The following is a 22,004-nucleotide window of genomic DNA, read 5'->3' on the forward strand; positions in this document are numbered from 1 at the left end:
GGGGGACGATTTCGTCTTTGTCATCGGCCAACCGAACGTTCGGTCAGTACATATACTTTTTGAAACATTACTACCGGACGTTCGGTTGGACCCGGACGACCGGTACACTGAAACGGACTCCTACCGAACGTCCGGTAGGAACGCATGGAAATCGAGTTTTGGAACGACGAAGAGCCGACTAACGGACGCGAACGAATCCTCCGAGCAGTCTTTTACGGGATATTAGAGAATGGCTATAGCAACCTCTCTATGCAACGAATCGCCGACGAGGCGGATGTGAGTAAGGCGACCATCTATCACCATTTCGATGACAAGGACGAACTCATGTTCGTCTCGTTTGAAACGGCGTTATCACGAATTGGGGAGCGGGCCACGCAACTGGACATCACGGACCCGATGGAGCGACTCCACGTGCTCATCGACCGACTGTTGCTCGGAGAACTTCCACAGGAGATATCCAAGAACAAGGATGAGGACGCCGAAGTCGACGTAAAACAGGAAGACCCACTCGCAGCGCTAATCGACATCCGGACGCAAGCGATACACGATGCGAAGTACCGGGACCATGTCAGCCGAATCGACCGCGTGTTCGAGGACCAATTAGCCTCGGACATCGCGGAAGCGGTCGAGGAAGGAACTATCCGCGAAGTGGAACCGGAGCGGACGGCGAAGACACTGTACACGCTCGTACTCGGTGGATTCCTCAGACGGACGACGACGGACGACGCGGACCTCGAATCCGTCCGGGAGGATGCCGACCTGTTCATCGACGGACTACATACCGACTGAATCGAGCGCCACAAAAGAGCGATTGGCCTTCGACCGGACGACGCTATTCGAGCGTCACCGGGAGCCGATTCGAGCCGTAAATCTCCACCGACCCCAACGGCCTGAGATCGGTCGTATCGACGTCGACGATATCGAATCGGTCGAACAGAGTCCTAAACCCGACCTCCGCTTCGAGGCGCGCGAGCGGTGCACCGAGACAGTAGTGGATTCCCTGCCCAAACGCGAGATGACCGTTCGGCCGACGGGTCGGGTCGAACGTCTCCGGCGAGTCGAATTTCCGTTCGTCGCGGTTCGCGGCGCCGATCCACGCGACGACGTACTCGCCCTCCCTGATGGTCTTCCCGCCGAGTTCGACGTCCTGCAGTGCGACACGTTCTTGTCGTTGAACCGGCGAGCGGTAGCGAAGCACCTCTTCGATGGCCGAATCGAGAGGAATCTCCCCGTTCTGAACGTCGTCCAATAGGCCGTGTTCGTGGAAACACCAAACGGCGTTCGTCAGGAGGTTGGTCGTGGTAACGTTTCCCGCGATCAGGAGGAGGATGCACAGGGAGATCATTTCGGGGTGGCTCATCCCGGATTCTTCCGACCCTGCGGTTGCGATGACGGTCAACAGGTCGTCTCGCGGATTTTCGCGTCGGTCCACGAGAAGCGTTTGAAAGTAGTCGCTCATCCGCATCACTGCCTCCTCTCGGGTCAACCCGCCGTCCATCGATGCGTCCGCCGCACCCGTGATCGTATCGGACCACTGTTTGAACGTCGCCCGGTCCTCGCGTGGGACGCCCAACACGCCCGCGATGACATCGACGGGGAACGGATAGGAGAACGATTCGACGAGTTCGATTCGCCCCGGTTCGAGGTCGGAGGCGAGTTCGTCCGCGATGGCTTCGACTCGTGGACGATACGACCGTATCGCGTCGGCCTGAAAGTGTTCGTTGACGACCGACCGGATTCGTTCGTGTTTCGGCGGATCGGTCGAAATCAACATCTCAGCGAACGCACCGCGCTCCGATTCGCTCATGGTTTCCGGCGAACTGGTGGACTGATCACGTTCGACATCGTCCTCGGACTGACTTCCCATCGGATTCGACGAAAACAGGTCGTATTGCTTCAGGACGTACCGTACATCGTCGTATCTGAACACGTCCCACACACCGCGGTCCGGATCGAAACGAACCGGTTTCTCGTCGCGCATCTCTCGGTACCACTCGAACGGTTCGAGTCGGGCGTCCTCGGTACTGAGCGCCGCCGGTGGTCGTTCCAATCGGACCTCGTTCGATTTTTCGCTCATCGACCGACCGAACGTTCGGTCGGTACTTAGGGTTGCCGGTATTTCGACTCGCACGTCTCCAACACTGGCTAGAGTACGCCTCGTACCCCTACGACGTGACCGGAACGACGAACCGCTGGTACACGAGCACGAAACACGACGAAACGGAAACACGCGTTCTACGAGCGTGGTCGCGTGAAACGACATAGCACTCCTCCCCTCGATGGCACAAAATCACGAACAGGAGGTAGTAACCGAAGAGTTGCTTCGGCACCTCCGTTAAGCAAGAAGAACATCGTGATATCGATACACAACCCGTTCGCGTAGTGTTCTACCCGCGTCGTCAAAATCGAAAGAAAAGAACTGATCACCGAGAGATTTTACTCGAACCCGACGTTGATGCTCTTGGTTTGGGTATACTCATCGAGGGTTTCAAACGCAGTCTCACGACCGGTTCCGGATTGCTTGTAGCCCCCGAACGGCTGCCCGGCTTGAAATTCGTTGTAGGTGTTGATCCAGATATTACCCGCTTCGATATCGCGTGCCGTCTTATAGGCACGATCCAAATCGCTCGTGATGATTCCCGCCGCGAGACCGAACTGCGTGTCGTTCGCCAATTCGATCATGGTATCGTAGGAGGACCACTGGAACACTGCCTCGACAGGGCCGAAGATTTCCTCCTGTGCGACCCTGCTTTCGTGATCGAGACCCGAAATCACGGTCGGTGCGACGAAATTTCCATCAGCGAGCGCTTCATCGTTCGGAGCACCCCCGCCGGTTAGAACGTCCGCATCGGCCTCCCGTGCCCATCCGATGTATCGCATCGTCCTCTCCAACTCCGCTTGCGACACTTTCGGGCCCAATTCCGTTTCCTTCAGAAGCGGGTCTCCCACGGTGAGATCCGCTACGTTCTCCACGAATGCAGGAAGAAATCGGTCGTAGATCCCTTCGTGGATCAGTAACCGGGTTCCGGCACAACAGCATTCTCCCGCGTTGAAAAACAGTGCCTTCGTCGTGATCCGTACCGCTCTTTCTATATCGGCATCCGGAAACACGATTACGGGACTCTTCCCGCCGAGTTCCAACGTGAGATCGGTAATCGTGTCGGCGGTGTTCTTCATCACACCGTGACCGACTTCCGTCGATCCCGTAAACGCGATCTTTCGAACGTCGTCGTGACTCACGAGCGGCGCGCCTGCTTCGGCACCGTATCCAGTAACGAGGTTGACGACACCCGGCGGCAGGACTCCCTCCGTTTCCCGGAGGAACTCGATTATCGTCAACGGGGTCTGCTCAGCCGGTTTTAACACCACCGTATTCCCGGCGGCGAGGGCCGGTGCTAACTTCCATGCGGCCATCAGCAACGGGAAATTCCACGGTGTGATTTGTCCGACTACCCCGTAGGGCTCTTTGATCGTCTGAACGTGGTTGCTACCGTTCGTCGGAATCGTTTTTCCTTCCGAGAGACGAGCAGCACCGGCGAAGTATCGAAAATGATCGACGACCAATTCGATATCGTTGCGCGACTCCGTGATCGGCTTTCCGTTATCGAGCGATTCGAGTCGTGCAAAGTCGTCCTTTCGGGCCTCGATACGATCGACGATTTCGGTCAGCGTTCGCTGGCGATCCGCTGGCGAACATGCGGACCAATGATCGTCGTACGCGTCCCAGGCGGCCTCGACTGCCCGGTCGACGTCGGCTTCGTTCCCGGCTTGCACTTCGGCGAGGACGTCGCCCGTCGTTGGATCGCGCGTTTGGAGCGTCTGTCCGGACGTACTGTCGACCCAGTCCCCTCCGATGTAGAGTCGAGCAGTGTAGTATGGAAGGAGGTCATTTGCGACTTCTCGGTGTCGTTGTTTGATGACCTGCTTTCGCTTTGAAGATGTATTAGAATGTGTTGACATTGCTCGAAGGGCTACTAACTATATCTTTGACGGTTCTACATAACTATTTGGTCGATGTGAGGGGCGACGAGCGCGAATGCCGCTATCTCTCGATACACCGTTCGTCCCCCAACCGGTCGTTCCAAACGCATCGATCACGAACGAGTAGATAACGGAAATACAGGGTACAACAGGAAAAGTACAGACAATCGAAAAAATACAGACAATCGGAAACGCCGTCCCCGGAATCAGTCGTCTGCACCGCCGTCAGTGGCGACGACTCGATCCGTGTCATCGTCGAAATCCTCCCCGCCGTCCTCCGTTTTCCCCTCCTCGTTTTCCATGAACTTCCGACCTTCTGCCGTTTCCTGAAGTATCCGTTCGAGTACTTGCGTATCGTCGCGGAATTTGTGTATCTCCGGGAGGGAACTCGAATCGAACTGTGCGATCAGATCGCCGTGCTTCTTGAAAAACTCGTGCTTCCAGGTCTCGCTTTTCTCGTGTTTTCGGAAGCGAGCGATAAACTGCCAGTGGTGATAATCGTCCGCGTTGAAGAACATCAAGACGTGAGGATCGTTCATCAAATCGTCGTAACACTCCTCCCATCGGTCTTCGAAGTTAGGATAATGGAACGCGATCTGAAAAAGATGGTACTCGAAAAAGCTTTCATTCAATAGGGAAACCTGCCGAAACACGTCCTTGTCGCTTAGATCACGAAGAATATCGTTCACACGATTGTGCGACAGCGAGATCCCGTACTGGTCCTCCAACCGTTCCTTTAGCTCACGCACGGAAGCGGTTGGATGCTCGATACGGGCTTTGAGAATAGCGATATCCCGAGCAGAAATATCGTCGATTTCTTCAATGTCAGAAGGCATGGTCTTATTAGGACTATGGGGTTTCCGGATTAAATGTCTTTTCACTATTTCGGCCCGTTCGGGCTTCCCTACCGGGTTTTTACCCATCTGTCCCGCTGTCGCCGTCCGGTCGGTACGGCGTGATCGTCTCTCGACTCGGGAAAAAGATCGGTGACTATCTGAGAGCGGATCGCCATCGGGAGACCGGGAGTCGACGATCCTAATCGAGAGCGATATTGATCGTCTTCGTCTGCGTGTAGTGCTCTATCGCTTCGAACGCGGTCTCTCGGCCGATTCCGGACTGTTTGTATCCTCCAAACGGTTGTCCGGCGGGGAATTCGTTGTAAGTGTTCACCCAGATATTACCGGCTTCGATGTCTTCGGCAGTCCTGTAAGCCTGGTTCAAGTCATCGGTGATCACGCCCGCCGCGAGTCCGTAATCGACGTCGTTGGCTAGATCGATCATCTCGTCGTAGGACGACCATTCGAAAATCGTCTCGACGGGGCCGAAAATCTCCTCCTGTACCGGTCGGCTCTCGTGGTCGATATCGGTGAGGACCGTTGGCGAGACGAAACACCCGTCACTGAGTGCCTCGTCGTCGGGAGCATCGCCACCCGTCGCGATGTCCGCGCCGGTCTTGCGTGCCTCTTTGATGTAATCCAGCGTTCGTTCGGCCTGATCACTGGTTACCTTCGGGCCGAGCGTCGTTTCATCGAGGAGCGGATCGCCCATGGTCAGGCTTTCTACCTCTTCGACGAACGCATCGAGGAATTCATCCCTGACGTCCTCGTGAACGAAAATCCGCGTTCCCGCACAGCAACACTCGCCGGTGTTGTGGAACATCCCGATTCGCGCGACCTGAGCCGCTTTCTGGATATCCGCGTCCGGGAACACGACGACGGGACTTTTGCCGCCGAGTTCCAGCGTGACGTCCGTGATATTTTCGGCAGCGTTCTTCATCACACCACGGCCGACCTCCGTCGAACCGGTGAACGCGACTTTTCGGATGTCGTCGTGACACGACAACGGTTCGCCCGCTTCGGAACCGAAACCGGTAACGACGTTGACGACGCCGTCGGGAAGGACGTCATCGACTTCGCGCATGAGTTCCAGGACCGAGAGCGGCGTCTGCTCGGCGGGCTTCAGGACGACGGTGTTCCCGGCGGCGAGGGCCGGTGCCAGTTTCCAGGCGGCCATCAGGAGCGGGAAGTTCCAGGGGATAATCTGGCCGACCACACCGTACGGTTCCCGCAGCGTCTGGATTTGGTGATCGCCGTCGCTGGGAATCGTTTTCCCGCTGTTTATCCTAGCGGCACCCCCGAAGTAACGGAAGTGGTCGATGACGAGGTCGAGGTCGATTCGCGCCTCCGAAATCGGTTTTCCGTTGTCGAGTGATTCGATCGTCGCGAACTCCTCCTTCCTGGCTTCGACCCGGTCCGCGATTTCACTGAGAACACCCTGTCGATCCGCCGCCGAGTAGTCGGACCAACACGTATCGTACGCTTCCCAGGCGGCTTCGACTGCCCGGTCGATGTCGGCCGCATTGCCTGCTTGCGCTTCGGCGAGGACGTCGCCCGTCGTCGGGTCGCGAGTTTGGAACGTTTGGCCGGATTCGCTATCGACCCACTCGCCCCCGATATAGAGCTGACCCGGTCGAGATGGAATGTGTTCTTCCGCGGCCTCCTGGTGTCGCCGTTTGATTTCGGTTTTCGTGTCGGTTGTTGGTTGAGAGTCCGTCGACATCGTGGCAGTGATTCTCTCGCCGGGCTTAATAATTGTTTCTCATAAGTGGTTACATATAAATCTAATACAAAGAATTAGCATTACAATTTCTACCAAATTACGGCATCACCACCAAATATTTATAATATAATGATAAACAATGACGTGCAATGCGAGCCGTAGTACTCGAGGAATTCCAAGAACCGCTGCAAGTACAGGACGTCGAACGACCGGAGCCCGAATCACATGGCATCGTCGCGGAGGTCAACGGGTGTGGAGTCTGTCGAAGTGACTGGCACTGTTGGCAGGGGGATTGGGACTGGTTCGGCTACCGACCGGACCCGCCGCACGTCCTCGGCCACGAGCCGTGTGGTACCGTCGTAGAAGTGGGCGAAGACGTCGAGAGTGTCTCGGAAGGGGACCATATCGCGATTCCCTTCAATTTCGCCTGCGGAAAATGTGACCTGTGCCGGAACGGGCACGAAAATATCTGTGAGAACCACGTCGGCCTCGGCTTCATGAACGAAGCCCCGGGTGCGTTCGCCGAAGAGGTTCACGTTCCACACGCGGATATCAACGCAGTCCCACTGCCCGATAGCATCCACCCCGATACGGCCGCCGGAATCGGCTGTCGGTTCATGACGTCGTATCACGCGATGGCACACCGCGGCGATGTCGGCAACGGTGAGAATGTCGTCGTTCACGGCCTCGGTGGTATCGGACTCTCGGCCGTTCACATCGCGAACGCGCTCGGTGCGAACGTCATCGGAGTCGACCTCTTCGACGAGAAACTCGACAAAGCCGAGAGCCTCGGCGCGGTCGAAACCGTGAACGCGAGCGAAGTCGACGACGCCGCAAAGGAAGTTCGGGACATCACGAACGGCGGTGCCGACTGTTCGGTCGATGCGTTGGGAATCGAGACGACGTGTCTGAACGCGGTGAACTCGCTCAAAAAAGGCGGACGACACGTTCAGGTTGGACTGACCACTTCCGAAGAAGCCGGTAAGGTGGCGCTGCCGACCGACGAATTCGTGGCAAAAGAGATCGATTTCCGCGGTTCGCTCGGTCTCCAACCGTCCCGGTACTCCGAGATGTTGGATATGATCAAGACCGGGAAACTAGACCCGACCGAACTCGTATCGGAAACCATCTCTATCGACGAAGTTCCGGATACGCTCGCGGCGATGAGCGACTACGATACGATGGGAATTCCGGTCTGTAGTGACTTCAGCTAGACAGCCATCAATCGACAATTTTTGAGTGAGTTTCTGCAAATCCGTAGGCAAGTATGGGAGTATCTCAAACGCCCGATTTAGAAGTTATCGGTCGGTAATGCACGTCCCATCTCCCTACGATGCGTTATCCGGGAAGAAGGAGATTGAGGAGCGCGACGAAAATTCCGGCGACGCCCATTCTGAGGCCTGCAGTATACCACCGTTGTTTCGAAATCGATCCCATGTACGCTCCGAAGACGAAGAGCGTCCCGACGCCGATACTCACCGATGCGACCGTCGCGCTCACCATCGAGAAAACGATCCCGACGAGAAGGTAGGGTGTAATCGGCAGTAACCCGACGATCGGTCCCAGACCGCTCATTACGGCGTTGATCTTTCGTGCTCGGTCGTTGTGGACGGCGAGTTCCGTCCGGGACAGATCGGTAAGCATCGCATTTTCGACGTGGTGCAGTTCCGCTTGTTTTTCCGCACGTTCGACTTCCCAGACGCTCCACACGGCCGAGGTCGTCAACCCGATTCCAGCCCCGAGTCCGACTTTGACTACGGTCGCGCCGGTAGTCACTCCGGACAGAAAGGCCCCGACGGTGATTCCGATACTCGTCAGCGTCATATCGAACCCATTCGCGATAAAATAGCGCCGCGAAATCGCCCGGACGTCGCCGTTGGCGAACGTCTCACGATACTCGTGCAGCGTCGTGCGAAGACGACTACCGAGCTCAGACATGCGGATCTTGTGGCGTTTTGTGCTCCTCGACGATTTCTGCCCCGCAAACAGCTTCGTCGATCGAGTGGACCGTCGCTCCGAGATTTTCGATCGCGTCTTTCACCTTCGAGTAGTCGATTTCGTCCCCTTCGATGGTCAGCTTCACGTTCTCGACTTCTCGGTCCATCCCGATGAGAGTCACATTTACGCCAGAGACGCCATCGCTCGTATCTGCGACTTCCTCTGCCATCCGAAGGATGGTCGGATGGTGTGGTTTCAACGTGTCGAGAACGATTCGTCGGACGGGTGCCATAGCTATGCTACGTTATGCCGCTACAATTACATTCGGTCGACAACACAGGTATCGTAGCCGGGACTCGAGTCATCCCTCCACTTGCAGTCTGCGGAGAACCAAATCGGCCTACAGGCACGTGTTTTCATAGTTTTCCCGAAAGCGGGCGACGTTCGCTCTCACGAGTTCCCATTATTAGCAGGATATCGTTCGGTTTGAGAACCGTCGTTCCAGTTGGGGTGAGAACCCATTCTCCCCCAGTACGACGAATTGCAAGCACAGTTTCCACTCCGTCATCCGTGAGGTCGAGGTCATCGAGTGTATCACCTACCGCTTCACTTCGTGGATCAACCGTAACGCGATGGATGTGCTCGTCACTCCCTGCAATGGCCTCGCCAACGACAGGGGGTGTTTCGAGACCGAGACGAACTCCTTCGCTCATTTCGAGTGCTGCATCGCCGATGAGTCGGCTACACGCGCCGATACTGATGAACCACCGTACGTCAGTCGGCTCCGTGCCCCGTCTGGCGGCTCGGAGCGTCCAGTCTTCAAGGAGAGTTTGGCAGTCGCGTAACTCTCGGTCCAACCGTTGAACCTCGGCTGCGAGATTCGGACTGTCGTAGAGAATGCACCCATATGCAAGACCGACTGCGAGTTCTGCCAAACGTTTCATTCGGACTATGATCCGAGCAGCGACATCGACGTCATCGATTTGGGCTGATGAACTCGGACCCGATTCGAGTACCTGGCCGGTTCTCTGCAACGTCTCACGTGTCCCGCGAAGAAACAGTACATCGTCGCTCAGTAGCTCCATATCGGCCCTCGTATCGAAGATCCACGCATCATCGCGTTGAATCGCAACGATGCTGATGTCCGGTCCGATTTCGGAACGGACGCTGCCGAGCGATTTCTCTCCGATCAGTGTGTCGCTTCCTACTGTCTGCCAAACGACGATCGGTGCTGTGGCTGGGACGACACTACGGAGATCCGACGGCGTTTCTCTGTCGTCGAGGATGGTGACGATCTCCGCGACGGCATCGCTAACGTCATCGACGGCATCGATAATCCCGAGAACTGGAGCGAGTTGTTCGGCATCCGATGGCGAGCGCGCGGCGAGCAACAGACTCATCCGCGCTTGCAGTTCGAGTGTATCGATCCGGTCGACGAGATCGAACACGATCGGTGTCACATCCTGATCGACGAGTAGAACTGCTGAATACGCGAGGTCAAGCAACAATCCGGATCGGTCTTTCATCTCCTGAACCAACGATTTCACGTTCCGAGGTTCGGACGAATCCGCTGGGTCGAATCCAGCCATGGTGATCCTCTCGATGTCCCTACGAGACTGTAATAGAAAACGGGTTCGTGCGTAAACGTTCTTTCTCAAAATCGCGGTAAACAAGGTACGCCTCTTCCGACGGAAGGGGCCCAGGACGGTCCTCGGTAGACGGAGGAAGTCGAATCGCGCGGGAACCTCGCTGTTCTTACGCGAGCACCGAATGAGCAGTTGAGAAGTAGCCTAGTACGACTATTCCTTCGATCTCTCGTCGTCCATTCCTCGAATGACCAAGACGGGGCGACCCGTGCTTCGGATGACCTTTTCCGTGACGCTTCCCATGAGGAAGTGTTGTAAGCCGCTCCGACCGTGAGTCCCCATCACGATAACGTCCGCATCGATGTCGGTAGCATAGGAGAGGATTTCTTCGTGCGGAATTCCACGCTCGATCGACGTTTTGACTGGAATCCCTCTCGCGGTGGCTTGCGCTTCGACATCTTCGAGCGCTTGCTCGCCAATCTCCGATAGTTCGTCTTCGAGGGTCAACCATTTCGTATCGGAAAGCGTGTTGTAATTCCGTGTGTCGATGACATAGAGTGCATGAATCATCCCTCCCATCTCCTCAGCGAGATCGAAGGCTTCCGTCATCGACTTGGCCGCCCCATCGCTCCCATCGGTCGGCACAAGAATTCGCTCGTACATACGTAATAAGTCACGTTCAAGCAAAATAATGCTACTCTCTCGCGCGAGAGAACCATCCGTAACCCGTCCTCGGACAGCGGATGTGAGTTCGATACGGATCGAGACTTCCTACCGAGAATCATCAATCCAAGGACGAGAATCGGTATGCTGTGTACATGAATGTAAGAGAAGGGCGATGGAGTCCGCCTGTCCCAATCGCCCGTAAAATCTCACACCACGAAATACGAGGGTGAACCGTTTCCCGATGCAAAATTCAGTTCGATCTTCCAAAAGATACCCTTGGGAACCCCGAACGAGGAATATCGAGACAGATACAATTTCATAGAGCGAAATGAAGTTTATCAGTTCGACGTTCGACAGCCTATCACGAGAAGATGATGGACAGAATTCACAAAATCCGGACAGATCCGCCGACTACGAGGTACCCGTTCGGGGCGGTTCACTCGAAGTCGGGTTCCCGACCTTCCAGAAACGCCGAGACGCCTTCCCTGTGAGCGGGCATGTCGTAGGCCTGCGATTGAACCATCGTCTCGTAGTCGAGCGCTTCGCGCCAGTCTTTACCCAGATTCTCGTGAAGGGCCTGCTTGCCGAGCGCGATGGTGTGGGTCGGCTGGTCGGCCAGTTGGCTCGTCAGTTCCTCGACGCGGATGTCGAGTTGCTCCTCGGAGACGGCACCGTTCACGATGTCCAACTCGGCCGCCTCCTCGGCCGAGATTAGCTGGCCGGTGAAGGCGAGTTCCTTCGCCTTTCGTAGACCGACGAGTCGTGGGAGGATGAACGTTCCACCCATGTCGGGGATGAGACCGACGTTGATGAACGACGCCGCGAACCGCGCGGATTCGGTGGCGTAGGCGAAGTCCGCCGCCGTGACGAGCGCCATTCCCGCACCGACCGCGTCGCCGTTGACCTTCGCCACGACCGGAACGGGCGCGGTGAGGACTTCTTCCACCACGCGCGAGAGCGTGTCGCGGACGCGTTCATAAGCTTCTCGGACGTTCTCCTCGCGCTCGGCCATCGACTCGATGTCGCCACCCGCGCTGAACGCCTTGCCTTCGCCCGTCAACACGACCGCGTCGTGTTTCTTCGGGTCGCTCTCGGAGAGGATTTCGGCGAGTTCGCCAGCCGCCTCGGGCGTGAAGGCGTTTCGAACCTCGGGGCGGTCAAACGTTATCGTCCGAATGCCGTCGTCGTCGGAAACGTGCATACTGGAGAGGGTCGCCCCAAGCACATTTAATTACTTCCCGTGTGCAATCGTGATATGGACATCGAAGCGTTCTTCGAAGGAATGCCGTTCGCCGACCTCCTCGGGGTCGAGGTGACGGAAGCGGCGGATGGACACGCCGAGGGGCGACTCGAAATGCGCGAGGAACTCTCGTGGAATCAGGACCGACTCATGGCCCACGGCGGCGTCGCGTTCACCCTCGCGGACACGGTCGGCGGCGCGGCGCTGGTGTCGCTCAACGATCAACCGGTTCCGACCATCGACATGCGAATCGACTACCTCAGCGCGGGAACGGGTGACCTCCGCGCCGAGGCCGACGTGGTGCGAAACGGGAGCGACGTCGGAACCGTCGATGTGAACGTCTACGACGAGGACGGCGAACACATCGCGGAAGCACGCGGCGTCTACAAAACGGGGTGAGACGATGAAGCGATGTCACTCAGCACTCATTACGTTGCTCGCCCTCGCGGCTGTCATTGCGGTCGTCATCGTCCGACGAAAGGAGTCCAAGTCGGAACTCGAACCGCCGTTCTGACGACGTCACGGTGACCGTATTCGACGACGCATTTTTCATCATCCTGTCGGTATTTTGGTCATAATCTTTTATCCACTGGCAGTGCCAGTATATGGGGAATGGGAACTTCTGATTCGTCTGCACCCGATGCACCCATTCTTCGCGTCTCGGATGGGGCGGGACGCGAGGACGCGGAGATAGTGCTCGATGGTGCACGCGACACGGCGGAAACGGTCGCTGTGGTGAACGTCGGCCCGGTTGGAATCGAGGAGATAACACCGCTCGCAGCGGTTACGAACGACGGAACGACCGCCTTTCATGCGAACTGTACGCCCGAACACGCCCGGACCCTCGTCGAAGCGCTGGAGGACGGTACCGTCGTCGAGGAGGGCGCATATGCTGTCGTGTCACACGACGAAGGGGAAACGGAACTTCCGGTTCCGGACGACGGACCCCTCGCGGTCGGTCACCGGGACGTACTCGGACGCTGTGGATGGACGGACCCGACGACAGCGGACGGCTACGACGGATTCGTCGCCGAAGAAGCGGCGGACGCTCCCGAGGCAGTCCTCGAACGAGTAGAAACCCTCGGCTTGCTCGGCCGGGGACGTGGCGACGCATCGATGGACGAACCCATCGACGAAGAGTGGACCGTCGCCCGTGAAACCGACGGTGACCCCGTCGTCGTCGTGAACGGCGGCGAAACCGACGACCGAAACGGGACCGACCGACTCCTGCTGGAAGCCGACCCGATTTCGGTTCTCGACGGAGCGACGGCCGTCGCACACGCCGTCGGAGCGGTGGACATCATCGTGTACGTTCCGGAATCGGCCCACGCCACCAGCGAGCGCGTTCGAGACGCGATGGAGGTGTTTTCCGAGACGGATGTCGGCGAGGACGTGACGATTCGAACGGCCGAGGCCCCCGACAGGTACATGGCGGCGGAACCGACCATGGCTCTCGAAGCGCTGGAGGGCAACGACCGACTGGAGGCCCGTCTCCGCCCGCCATCGCCCGGCGAATACGGATTGTACGGGCGGCCGACCATCGTCCATACGCCGCGGACGTTCGCGCAAGTACGCCACGCACTGCGCTCGCCCGACGCCTTCGATGCGGAGGATGCGGACCCCGGAACCCGACTCGTGACGGTTACGGGTGACGTGGTTGCACCTGCAACGCTCGAACTCCCGACCGGCGGGAGTTTGGAGACGGTTCAGGATGCGGTGAGCCTCGATAGCGAATTCAAGATGGCCTGCGTCGGCGGCCAGTTCGGCGGCGTCACGCGCTCGCTCGACCACACGCCGAGCGCACCGGCGCTAACCGGTGCGCACCTCGGGACGGACGGCGTTGTCGAACTGTTCGACCAATCCCGATGTGCCGTTGCCACCGCCGGGACGCGGGCGAAGTTCGCGGAGGAGGAAAACTGCGGGCGCTGTGTCCCGTGCCGTGAAGGGTCGAAACAGTTGACGAACCTCGTGCGGGATGTCTATTCCGGCGAGTTCAAGGACGACATGCTCCGCGAACTCGGCCGCACGATGCGAGAGACGAGTATCTGCCAGTTCGGCAAGGACGCATCGCGGCCGGTGACGACCGCGATGGACGAATTCGAACCCGAGTTCCGCGCACACGCGGAAGGCCGATGCCCGAGCGGTGCGTGTCGTGGGAAACGATAACGACGAGTTCGAACAGCATGCCCGCAGGAGTCGTCATCGCTGGAGGGTACTCGACTCGGTTCGGGGACGCGGACAAAGCGGTCGCACCGCTCGCCGGGGTGCCGATGGTGCGCCGTGTCGCCGACGGAATCGAGGGCGTAATCGACGAACTCGTCGTCAACTGCCGTGACGACCAGCGGTCAGCCATCGCCGACGCGCTGTCCGACTTCTCACCGTCGGTCCGATTCGCCATCGACACCGTACCTGACGCCGGTCCAGTAGCCGGGATTCGAACCGGCCTCGCGGCCTGCGATCACGAGTACGCCGCCGTCGTCGCCTGCGACATGCCGTTCGTGGACCCGGAACTGGTTTCCTATCTGCTGAATCGAGCACGGGGTCACGACGCCGCAGTACCTCGATTCGAGGGGTGGTTGCAGACGACCCACGCGGTGTACCGGACGGACCCGATGGTTCGAGCGTGCGACGATGCGCTCGACCGCGACGAACGGCGAACCGTCGAACCGCTGTCGGAACTGGAGTACGTAGTGATCGAGGAGGACGACCTCCGTGACCACGGGTCGTTGACCTCGTTCGAGAACCTCAACACCCGCGAGGAGTTCGAACGCGCCGCCGCGACGCTTGGTGGGGACGAACGTTTATAGGGAAAGACGCGGCCACGGCCGGTATCCGCTGACGAACGCCGTGGAGCGACTCGCGGGAGTACGGCACACCGCTCCACGTCCGGCCGTGCCGTCTGTTCGCCGTTTCACCTATCCAGTTCACGCTCCGCGAAGCGTTGCGTATCGAGACGCATCGGAAATAGAGGAGGACTATTTCGAGCTACTGGCGTCCGAACGCGAGTCGGCGTTCTCCAGTATCGACAGGGGAATCAACACGATCAGGAAAAAACCGATCACGTAGCCCAGCAGTGCGAATCCATCGGGTAGCGTGTGGGCTTGTGAAATACAGAGATACCCGAGGACGAGGAGGAGGGGCTCAGGTCGGGAAGGGACTTCGAGGGCAGGCACGAACTGAAAATATCAGGGAAGAGGACAAGAATCTTGCGTCTAGTCGGATCGTGAACAGTATCACGCGAACATCTGCGAGAACATCGACCGCTCGGCGCGACGGAGCCGTTCCAGAAACGCGGATTTGCTGATTCCCAACTCGCCAGCCACATCGCTTGCAGTGGTCTCGCGGGGGACGCTGAAGTAGCCGAACTCCAAGGCTGTTCGGAGGGCACGTTCCTGTGCGGGCGTTACGTCCCACTGTTGGGCCACGGCGTTTTCGTCCTGGGACCCGAGTTGATGGACGCGTTCGAGTCGCATGCCGACAGTCTCGCCCGCTGCTTCGAGGACGCCTTGGAGCACGTCGTGACCCACGACCGCACCCGTGAACTTCGCGTTCCCCTCCCGGTAGCGAAGCGACTCGGCCATGAACCCGACGTTGGTGAGTTCGTGGACGACACAGGCATGCTTGGAGAGACAGCGGAAGTTCCGTCTGCCGTCCGTCGTGGTGACGTGCAGGTATCTGATTCGGTCATCCCCGTCGAGGACGTCGACGAGCGCATCGTTTTCAGCCGGGGCGCTGAATCGGAGGAGTGTGTAGCCGTCGTCACGGTGCTGTGGCGGCTTGCAATCGATCCGTGTCTCCGCCTTGCGTGATGCCTCGGCGAGCGGACAGTCGTCGCCCGTGACGGCGAATTCCACGACGAGGCATTCGTCTATCATGGAGCGTCTGTAGGCAGGGATAGTATTTAAACCCCGTCTATGGGCGGGCGAATTGGTATGGGTCGGGGTCGATAATTATCGACCATGGACATAGAGACCGTCAAGGAGCGTGCCGGTCCTCGGCAATTTAGTCCGAAGGACGACATGCCCGAGGAGTACCGGAAGGCCGCGACCCGGATGATTCAGTTCCACGCGAACTCCGAAATCATGGGCGCGTATCTCGAACGCCCGTTCATCCGACAGGCTCCGAGCCTCGACCGAAAGCTGGCGTTCAGCGCGAAGGTGCAGGACGAGATTGGCCACGGACAACTGCTCTACCGCGCCGCCGAGTCGCTCGGCATCAAGACCCGCGATCAGATGCTGGACGAATTGGCGAACGGCGAAGGCAAATTCCTGAACTGTTTCCACTATAACATGGAGAATTGGTGGGAGACGCCGATGATCGCTTTCTTCGTGGACGGTGCCGCGATGCGCCGACAGGCGACCCTGAAGCGCACGAGTTGGGAACCCTACGCCCACGCGATGGACAAGGTCTGTTTCGAGGAGGGCTTCCACGTCAAACACGGCGAGGACATCATGCGCGAACTGTCGATGGGGTCGAAAAAGGAACAGGAACTCATGCAGGACGCCTTCGAGGAGTGGTGGCCACGCATCATCCAGTTCTTCGGCCCGACCAACGACAAGAGCACCCACCACGACTTCTCGTCCGAAGTCGGGTTGAAAACGATGTCGAACGATGAACTCCGTAGCGCGTTCCTTACCGCCTACATCCCGAAGGCGAAGAAGTACGGCTTGGAGATTCCGGACGAGCCACGCATCGAGTACGACGAGGAGACGAAGACGTACAAGGTGCGCGAGGACGACCTCGATTGGGACGAGTTCTTCCAGATCGCCAAGAACGATTACGAACCCGGCCTCGGTCAGATAAACGGCCGCAAAGCCGCACAGGACGCGGCCGAGTGGGTCCGCGACGTGATGGACGACTGGGAATCGAGCGGTTCGAACACGCCGGTGGCGGCTGATTAAGATGATCTGGGAAGTGTTTCGACAGGAAGAAGCTGGCAAGTATCACACCCACTGCGGAAACGTCCACGCGCCCGACCGCGATATGGCGCTCATGTTCGCCCAGATTCAACACGGGCGGCGCAAGCCGACCAACAGCATCTGGGTCGTTCCGAAGGACGAAATCGGTGAAGTGGATGCCGACGAGACGACCTTCGGCGGCACGACGGACAAATCCTACCGATGGGTGATGGCGTACAACCGCATCGACACCAGTTTCGCCAAGGAAATCGAGGAGTCCGAGAGCGAACAGGAAGACGCCGAACGGCGACGAGGTGAGGCATAATGTCGGCGCAACTCGCCGGTCCCGAGGAGTTGAGCGACGACGAACGGGCCGCCGTCGAATCCCTGCTCCGCCGACTCGCGGACGACGAACTCGTTCTCGCCGAGCGCTACACGGAATGGCAGGTTCGCTCTCCCACACTGGAATCCGATCTCGCCATCTCGAACATCGCACAGGACGAACTCGGTCACGCCCGCCTCTGGTACGACCTGCTGGAGGACTTCGGCTACACGGAATCGGAACTCATCTTCGAGCGCGACCCCGCGGACTTCCGCCACTCGACGCTCGTCGAGGGGGCGTTCGAAACTGGCGACTGGGCTGACGCCATCGTGCGCGGCTACCTCTACGACGTCGCCGAGGAACTCCGACTCGAAGCCCTCGAAGGGACGTCGTATCCACGAATCGCGGACCGCGTGGCGAAAATCCTGAGCGAGGAGAACTACCACCGCGAACATTCCCAGAACTGGCTCGAACGGCTGACGAGCGACGACGAGGGCACCGAACGCGTGCAGGCGGCCGTTGACCGACTGTTCCCGTACGCGCTGACGCTGTTCGAGGCGGGCGACGCGAGCGAGGACATCGACGAGTTCGGAATTCGAACCGACTCGCTCGACTCGATGCGCGACCAATGGCTCGACGTCGTGGTGCCGTTTTTGACGTCGCTCGGCATCGAACTGCCGACGGAAGTCGAGGACGGCGACATCGACGCACTGCTCCCCGAGCACATCGGACGAGACGGAACCCACACCGACGACTGGGCAGACCTTCACGACGAAATGACGCGGACGTACCGGGAACTCGGGCGAACCGAAACCCACCGGATCATGCCGGACCCAGACGATGAGTAACCAACCACAGGAGTACGATATCGACTCCGAACCGACCGCGTGTGCGTACACCGACTACTCGGAAACCGGACGCTCTCCGGAGGATTTGCCCGCCACGGGCGAAGGAGCGACGGGTCTCGAACAGCGCGTCTGGGACGCGCTGTACGACATCGAGGACCCCGAGATGCCCATCAGCATCGTGGATTTGGGGTTGATTTACGGGGTAGAAGTGGACGGCGAGACTCCGTCGGCGTCTCGTGACGAAGGCGGCGACGCCGCCGGAGCGAACGTCACCGTCATCATGACGTTGACCTACACTGGCTGTCCGGCCCGTAAGATGCTAACCGAGGACATCGTGAACGGGGTCGCGGCGGTCGATGGCGTCGAAGACGCCGACCTCGAACTCGTTTGGAACCCGCCGTGGTCCATCGAGATGGTGACCGAGCAGGGCAAAGACGACCTCAGGGAGTTCGGATTGAGCATATGAGACGACTCGACCCCAGCGTGACGACGAGCGGCGAGGACAAGGGCGCGGAGTGTCCGTACTGCGGTTCGACGGACACCCACCGAGAACACCCGAAAGGGCCGTCGCTCTGTCGGTCGATGCACTTCTGTGACGCCTGCGAACAACCCTTCGAAAAGTTCGAGTAGTGGATAGGGGTACGTTTTCGGCTACGGGCTACCGCCGCCGCACTCCAGAGGAGGGATGTGAATCGTATAACCGTTTTCTACGAGTATCGGATATATAAACACGATACCACGACCGGCGGTGGCCATCACGTTTTTTCCGGTGTCCGTTGCAGTCCAGCGTATGTCCGTAGACCGACCGACGCGAGAAGATTTGAGCCGTGGTATGACCGTCGAAATAGAGCAGACGAACGCAGAGAACGCGGACGAGGCCGAACCGCTCCGTGGCGAAATCGCGAAGGTCCTCTCCGAGGAGCACACCGAACCCGGCGGAGTGAAAGTCCAACTGCAGTCCGGGATTACCGGGCGCGTCAAACGCATCGCGCCGAACGAGTGATCAGGCCGATTCGAGTTCGAGCAACCGTTCTTTTAGCCCGAGACGGTCGTCGTCCCCGCCGGAAAAACCGCCCAAGCCGTTGGCTCCGACGATACGATGGCACGGGACGACGAGCGGCACGGGGTTGCGGCCACACGCCTGACCGACCGCGACCGCCGCCGTGTCGAGTTCTCCGGCGATTTCCCCGTAGGTTCGGGTCTCGCCACGGGGGACGCCCGCCATCGCGGTCATGACCCGTCCGGTGAACGAATCCGGATAGTCGACGTCGAGGTCGAACTCCTTGCGCTCACCGACCGTGTATTCGGCGACTTGCTCCCGGATTTCCGTCTCGTCGGCCACCACCAGCGATTCGTCGATTTCCATCCGCCATTCCCAAACGTCGACGAACATCACTGCCTCCGGAGGACCGTCACTGGGCGGTGGAGCGTCCCCGGTTCACAACTCTCGACGGGGGTCGACAGGTCGAAGCTATCGAACCAGCCCACGTGTTCGAACTCGGTCTTTTCGAGGAGCAAACGTAGCTCCTGGGGAGCGAACGTCTTGATGACGTACTCCTCGCGGAAACGTTCGGTGTCAGTCGGCGTCTCGACCCGTGTCGTCAAGGTCTGTCGAACCAACTGTTCGGTCGTGTGAATCGGTTCCTGCTCGATTTCGAATCGAGCCGTCGTTTCCCCACGCGTCGTCTCCCATTCGGTCCCGGAGGACGTCCCGCCAGCGAAGTCGATGGAACCGTCGATACAGTACAGCGACCCCGGCGTCATCGCGTTGGCCATCGAATCGAGGTGTGAGAGAAGGGCCTCGTTCGAGTCGAGATACAGCGACCCGAGCGCGCAGAACGCGAAGTCGACGTCGTCGGGAAGAATGAAGTCGGCCATATCCCGCCGCAGGAACGTCGCCTCGATGTCGTGTTCGCGCGCCTTTCCGATGGAGTGGGAAATCATCTCCGAGGAGTTGTCCAGCCCCGTGAAATCGTACCCCCGCGAATCGAATTCGAGCAGATACGGACACGGGCCACAGGCGATTTCGAGGACGGAGTCGGGACGGTTCGAGTGTTCACCGAATCGGTCCATGCAAGCTTCGAAGAAATCTACCTCTGCCGCCACGTCGCGGAAATCGAAGGCAATCTCGTAGTAGTCAGGATGCGCATAGAGACCGGCCATAGGTTCTCACTCTGGGGACGGGTCTTAACTACTCGTATCATGATGGGAACCGTTGAGAGAACGTTTGTACGGGATGGATTTTCCGGAACCGTGATTTCAGTAACTACTGCGATGAAATCCCAGAAAACCCTCGACCGATTGCTAGCCTCGGGGTCGCTGGTGCACGCCATGTGAGTGGTCAGTATCGCGCAATCCGTCCGCCCGAGTGGAAGAACCCCGGTCTCAATCCTCGTTCGAGAACCCGTAAACGTAGGTTTAAAAGAGAAGACGCACAACCCACGGCCATGACCGAATCGGACGGAGACGAGGGGTGGTTCGCGGGCGTCGAACCGGACGACGTGGAGTCCGGAGCACGCGCCATCCAGGAGGGGAGCGCCGATGCCCCCGCCAACTGGCCCGAGCAGGCCGTCGAAACCGGGTTCGCGGACGACGAGGCGGAGTACTACGCCACGCTCCGTGAGGCGAGCATCCGCGCGACCCGCGAAGCCGTGACGGAGCGCGAACGGGCGGACGACCGTCAACTCGTCCACGCGGTACGGGCGATGGACGACTGTGAATCGGAAGCGAACGAACTCGCCGAACGCGTCGCGGAATGGGCGGGAACGCTGTACCCCGACGCCGGAACGGGAATCGCGTACGCCCGCGAACTCGCGGAAACCGACCCGGAGACGCCGGTCGAAAAACAGGTCGTGTCGCTGGCCGAGCGCGTCGCCGACCTCGCGGACGAGCGCGACGACCTCCGGACGTTCGTAGAACGGCAGGCCCCCGCAGTCGCGCCGAACCTCGCCACGCTGGCCGACCCGGTGCTGGCCGCGCGACTCATCGCGCTGGCTGGCGGGCTGGAATCGCTGGCGAAGATGCCCGGCGGGACGGTACAGGTACTCGGCGCGGAGAACGCGTTGTTCGCCCACCTTCGCGGCCACGCCTCGTCGCCGAAGCATGGTATCATCTACACGCACGAGGCCGTCCGGGCGGCCCCGCACGACCAGCGCGGGTCGGCGGCGCGCACGCTCTCGGGCAAACTCGTCATCGCCGCGCGGATCGACCACTACTCGGGCGAACCCAACCCAGAGCTGAAGGAAGAACTCGATCGACGGATGGAAACGATTCACTCGCGGGGTGGGAAATGAACCTTCCAAACGGCGTCGAACGCCACGAGTTCGGCGGTGAGGAGCGGCTGGCGACGACGGGCAGTCCGGTCTACGGCGAACCGACCGACGGCGACTGGCGGTGTTGGGACGCCCGGCGCTCCAAGTTGGCCGCGATGCTGGAACACGACATGGACACTGGCCTACGAGGCAACGAGACGGTTCTCTATCTCGGCGCGGCCAGCGGGACGACCGTGAGTCACGTCGCCGACTTCTCGGGACCGACGTACGCCGTGGAGTTCGCACCCCGCCCGACCCGCGACCTGCTCGATGCGGTCGAAGCGCGCGAGAACCTCTTCCCGCTTCTGAAAGACGCACGGAAACCGGCGAGCTATGCTCACGTCGTGGAATCCGACGTGGACGTAATCGTCCAGGACGTGGCGACGCGCGGTCAGGCACGTGTCGCGTGTGAGAACGCACGATTCCTTCGGGAGGATGGCCGACTCTTGCTGGCGATCAAAGCCAGAAGTGAGGACGTGGCGAGCGACCCCGAATCGGTGTTCGAGGACGCGCTCGAAACCCTCCGCGAACGGTACGAAATCCTCGAAACGCGGCGACTCGAACCGTTCCACGTGGATCACCTGGGAGTCGTCGCGGTTCCCCGGAAGACCTGACCGTCTCCGGAAGTATTTACGTGTGTGGTGGCTAACTCTCG

At 59.3% G+C, this 22,004-nt stretch carries 26 protein-coding genes; 13 read left to right on the plus strand and 13 right to left on the minus strand.

The genetic code is table 11. The features are described from left to right. Positions 1 to 144: 144 nt before the first annotated feature. On the plus strand, positions 145 to 789 hold the full coding sequence (locus NKF26_RS19485) for a TetR/AcrR family transcriptional regulator (RefSeq protein ID WP_256487761.1): 645 nt from the start codon (positions 145 to 147) through the stop codon (positions 787 to 789). A 43-nt stretch (positions 790 to 832) separates the two neighbouring features. On the opposite strand, the gene NKF26_RS19490 is transcribed toward NKF26_RS19485, so the two are convergent. The 4 genes from NKF26_RS19490 to NKF26_RS19505 all read right to left on the minus strand — a co-directional run bounded on the left by NKF26_RS19490 (position 833) and on the right by NKF26_RS19505 (position 6,540). Beyond that, on the minus strand, positions 833 to 2,077 hold the full coding sequence (locus tag NKF26_RS19490) for a cytochrome P450 (protein WP_253234770.1): 1,245 nt from the start codon (positions 2,075 to 2,077) through the stop codon (positions 833 to 835). Between the two features lie 359 nt (positions 2,078 to 2,436). Next, entirely contained in the window at positions 2,437 to 3,960 is a 1,524-nt protein-coding gene (locus NKF26_RS19495) for an aldehyde dehydrogenase (RefSeq protein WP_253234771.1), read from the minus strand. 227 nt (positions 3,961 to 4,187) lie between these two features. Beyond that, positions 4,188 to 4,904: a helix-turn-helix domain-containing protein gene (locus NKF26_RS19500; protein ID WP_253234772.1), complete on the minus strand. Its 717-nt coding sequence runs from the start codon at positions 4,902 to 4,904 to the stop codon at positions 4,188 to 4,190. Between the two features lie 112 nt (positions 4,905 to 5,016). Continuing rightward, positions 5,017 to 6,540 (minus strand): aldehyde dehydrogenase, encoded by a 1,524-nt coding sequence (locus tag NKF26_RS19505; RefSeq protein ID WP_253226350.1) that lies wholly within the window; start codon positions 6,538 to 6,540, stop codon positions 5,017 to 5,019. A gap of 149 nt (positions 6,541 to 6,689) precedes the next feature. Between NKF26_RS19505 and NKF26_RS19510 the strand changes: the two genes are divergently transcribed. Continuing rightward, a complete protein-coding gene (locus NKF26_RS19510) occupies positions 6,690 to 7,754 on the plus strand; it encodes a zinc-dependent alcohol dehydrogenase family protein (RefSeq protein ID WP_253226351.1) in 1,065 nt (354 codons plus the stop codon). A 124-nt stretch (positions 7,755 to 7,878) separates the two neighbouring features. On the opposite strand, the gene NKF26_RS19515 is transcribed toward NKF26_RS19510, so the two are convergent. The 5 genes from NKF26_RS19515 to NKF26_RS19535 all read right to left on the minus strand — a co-directional run bounded on the left by NKF26_RS19515 (position 7,879) and on the right by NKF26_RS19535 (position 11,931). Beyond that, positions 7,879 to 8,478 carry a VIT1/CCC1 transporter family protein gene (locus tag NKF26_RS19515; RefSeq protein WP_253226352.1) on the minus strand — a complete coding sequence of 200 codons (600 nt, stop codon included), beginning with the start codon at positions 8,476 to 8,478 and terminating at the stop codon, positions 7,879 to 7,881. Next, positions 8,471 to 8,770, minus strand: a complete 300-nt coding sequence (locus NKF26_RS19520) for a DUF211 domain-containing protein (protein WP_253226353.1) — start codon at positions 8,768 to 8,770, stop codon at positions 8,471 to 8,473. The genes NKF26_RS19515 and NKF26_RS19520 overlap by 8 nt, the downstream gene beginning before the upstream one ends. A gap of 124 nt (positions 8,771 to 8,894) precedes the next feature. Continuing rightward, entirely contained in the window at positions 8,895 to 10,067 is a 1,173-nt protein-coding gene (locus NKF26_RS19525; RefSeq protein WP_253234773.1) for a potassium channel family protein, read from the minus strand. A 210-nt stretch (positions 10,068 to 10,277) separates the two neighbouring features. Beyond that, on the minus strand, positions 10,278 to 10,727 hold the full coding sequence (locus tag NKF26_RS19530; protein WP_253234774.1) for a universal stress protein: 450 nt from the start codon (positions 10,725 to 10,727) through the stop codon (positions 10,278 to 10,280). 439 nt (positions 10,728 to 11,166) lie between these two features. Then, positions 11,167 to 11,931, minus strand: coding sequence for an enoyl-CoA hydratase/isomerase family protein (locus tag NKF26_RS19535; RefSeq protein WP_253234775.1), 765 nt, complete (start codon positions 11,929 to 11,931; stop codon positions 11,167 to 11,169). Positions 11,932 to 11,985: 54 nt separating this feature from the next. Here NKF26_RS19535 and NKF26_RS19540 point away from each other — a divergent pair, with 54 nt between their 5' ends. The 3 genes from NKF26_RS19540 to NKF26_RS19550 all read left to right on the plus strand — a co-directional run bounded on the left by NKF26_RS19540 (position 11,986) and on the right by NKF26_RS19550 (position 14,777). Beyond that, a complete protein-coding gene (locus NKF26_RS19540) occupies positions 11,986 to 12,369 on the plus strand; it encodes a PaaI family thioesterase (protein WP_253226357.1) in 384 nt (127 codons plus the stop codon). A gap of 213 nt (positions 12,370 to 12,582) precedes the next feature. Next, positions 12,583 to 14,136, plus strand: coding sequence for an NADH-ubiquinone oxidoreductase-F iron-sulfur binding region domain-containing protein (locus tag NKF26_RS19545; protein ID WP_253226358.1), 1,554 nt, complete (start codon positions 12,583 to 12,585; stop codon positions 14,134 to 14,136). A gap of 17 nt (positions 14,137 to 14,153) precedes the next feature. Next, positions 14,154 to 14,777 (plus strand): molybdenum cofactor guanylyltransferase, encoded by a 624-nt coding sequence (locus NKF26_RS19550; protein ID WP_253226403.1) that lies wholly within the window; start codon positions 14,154 to 14,156, stop codon positions 14,775 to 14,777. A 168-nt stretch (positions 14,778 to 14,945) separates the two neighbouring features. Here the strand turns inward: NKF26_RS19550 and NKF26_RS19555 are convergent, their stop codons facing one another. Together NKF26_RS19555 and NKF26_RS19560 are read right to left on the minus strand one after the other, a co-directional pair. Next, complete coding sequence (locus tag NKF26_RS19555) at positions 14,946 to 15,143, minus strand: hypothetical protein (protein ID WP_253226359.1); 198 nt, start codon at positions 15,141 to 15,143, stop codon at positions 14,946 to 14,948. Positions 15,144 to 15,203: 60 nt separating this feature from the next. Then, positions 15,204 to 15,845 carry a helix-turn-helix domain-containing protein gene (locus tag NKF26_RS19560; protein WP_253226360.1) on the minus strand — a complete coding sequence of 214 codons (642 nt, stop codon included), beginning with the start codon at positions 15,843 to 15,845 and terminating at the stop codon, positions 15,204 to 15,206. 84 nt (positions 15,846 to 15,929) lie between these two features. On the opposite strand from NKF26_RS19560, the gene paaA reads away from it, so the two are divergent. The 6 genes from paaA (at position 15,930) to NKF26_RS19590 (ending at position 19,041) form a co-directional block, all read left to right on the plus strand. Beyond that, on the plus strand, positions 15,930 to 16,871 hold the full coding sequence (gene paaA / locus NKF26_RS19565; protein WP_253226361.1) for a 1,2-phenylacetyl-CoA epoxidase subunit PaaA: 942 nt from the start codon (positions 15,930 to 15,932) through the stop codon (positions 16,869 to 16,871). A gap of 1 nt (position 16,872) precedes the next feature. Then, complete coding sequence (gene paaB, locus NKF26_RS19570; protein WP_066137905.1) at positions 16,873 to 17,193, plus strand: 1,2-phenylacetyl-CoA epoxidase subunit PaaB; 321 nt, start codon at positions 16,873 to 16,875, stop codon at positions 17,191 to 17,193. Continuing rightward, positions 17,193 to 18,038, plus strand: a complete 846-nt coding sequence (gene paaC / locus NKF26_RS19575) for a 1,2-phenylacetyl-CoA epoxidase subunit PaaC (RefSeq protein WP_253234776.1) — start codon at positions 17,193 to 17,195, stop codon at positions 18,036 to 18,038. The genes paaB and paaC overlap by 1 nt, the downstream gene beginning before the upstream one ends. Continuing rightward, positions 18,031 to 18,504 (plus strand): 1,2-phenylacetyl-CoA epoxidase subunit PaaD, encoded by a 474-nt coding sequence (gene paaD / locus NKF26_RS19580; protein ID WP_253226363.1) that lies wholly within the window; start codon positions 18,031 to 18,033, stop codon positions 18,502 to 18,504. The genes paaC and paaD overlap by 8 nt, the downstream gene beginning before the upstream one ends. After that, positions 18,501 to 18,668: a 1,2-phenylacetyl-CoA epoxidase subunit PaaE gene (gene paaE, locus NKF26_RS19585; protein ID WP_190303649.1), complete on the plus strand. Its 168-nt coding sequence runs from the start codon at positions 18,501 to 18,503 to the stop codon at positions 18,666 to 18,668. The genes paaD and paaE overlap by 4 nt, the downstream gene beginning before the upstream one ends. A 160-nt stretch (positions 18,669 to 18,828) precedes the next feature. Then, on the plus strand, positions 18,829 to 19,041 hold the full coding sequence (locus tag NKF26_RS19590; RefSeq protein WP_066137897.1) for a DUF2196 domain-containing protein: 213 nt from the start codon (positions 18,829 to 18,831) through the stop codon (positions 19,039 to 19,041). On the opposite strand, the gene NKF26_RS19595 is transcribed toward NKF26_RS19590, so the two are convergent. Both NKF26_RS19595 and NKF26_RS19600 read right to left on the minus strand, forming a co-directional pair. After that, positions 19,042 to 19,431 carry a methylated-DNA--[protein]-cysteine S-methyltransferase gene (locus NKF26_RS19595; protein WP_253234777.1) on the minus strand — a complete coding sequence of 130 codons (390 nt, stop codon included), beginning with the start codon at positions 19,429 to 19,431 and terminating at the stop codon, positions 19,042 to 19,044. After that, complete coding sequence (locus NKF26_RS19600; RefSeq protein WP_253226364.1) at positions 19,431 to 20,201, minus strand: class I SAM-dependent methyltransferase; 771 nt, start codon at positions 20,199 to 20,201, stop codon at positions 19,431 to 19,433. The genes NKF26_RS19595 and NKF26_RS19600 overlap by 1 nt, the downstream gene beginning before the upstream one ends. Before the next feature lie 284 nt (positions 20,202 to 20,485). Between NKF26_RS19600 and NKF26_RS19605 the strand changes: the two genes are divergently transcribed. After that, entirely contained in the window at positions 20,486 to 21,331 is an 846-nt protein-coding gene (locus tag NKF26_RS19605; RefSeq protein WP_253226365.1) for an NOP5/NOP56 family protein, read from the plus strand. After that, positions 21,328 to 21,963, plus strand: coding sequence for a fibrillarin-like rRNA/tRNA 2'-O-methyltransferase (locus tag NKF26_RS19610; protein WP_253226366.1), 636 nt, complete (start codon positions 21,328 to 21,330; stop codon positions 21,961 to 21,963). The genes NKF26_RS19605 and NKF26_RS19610 overlap by 4 nt, the downstream gene beginning before the upstream one ends. Positions 21,964 to 22,004 lie beyond the last annotated feature (41 nt).

This window comes from Haladaptatus sp. AB618, from assembly GCF_024136965.1.
In the GTDB taxonomy this organism is placed as follows: Archaea; Halobacteriota; Halobacteria; order Halobacteriales; family Haladaptataceae; genus Haladaptatus.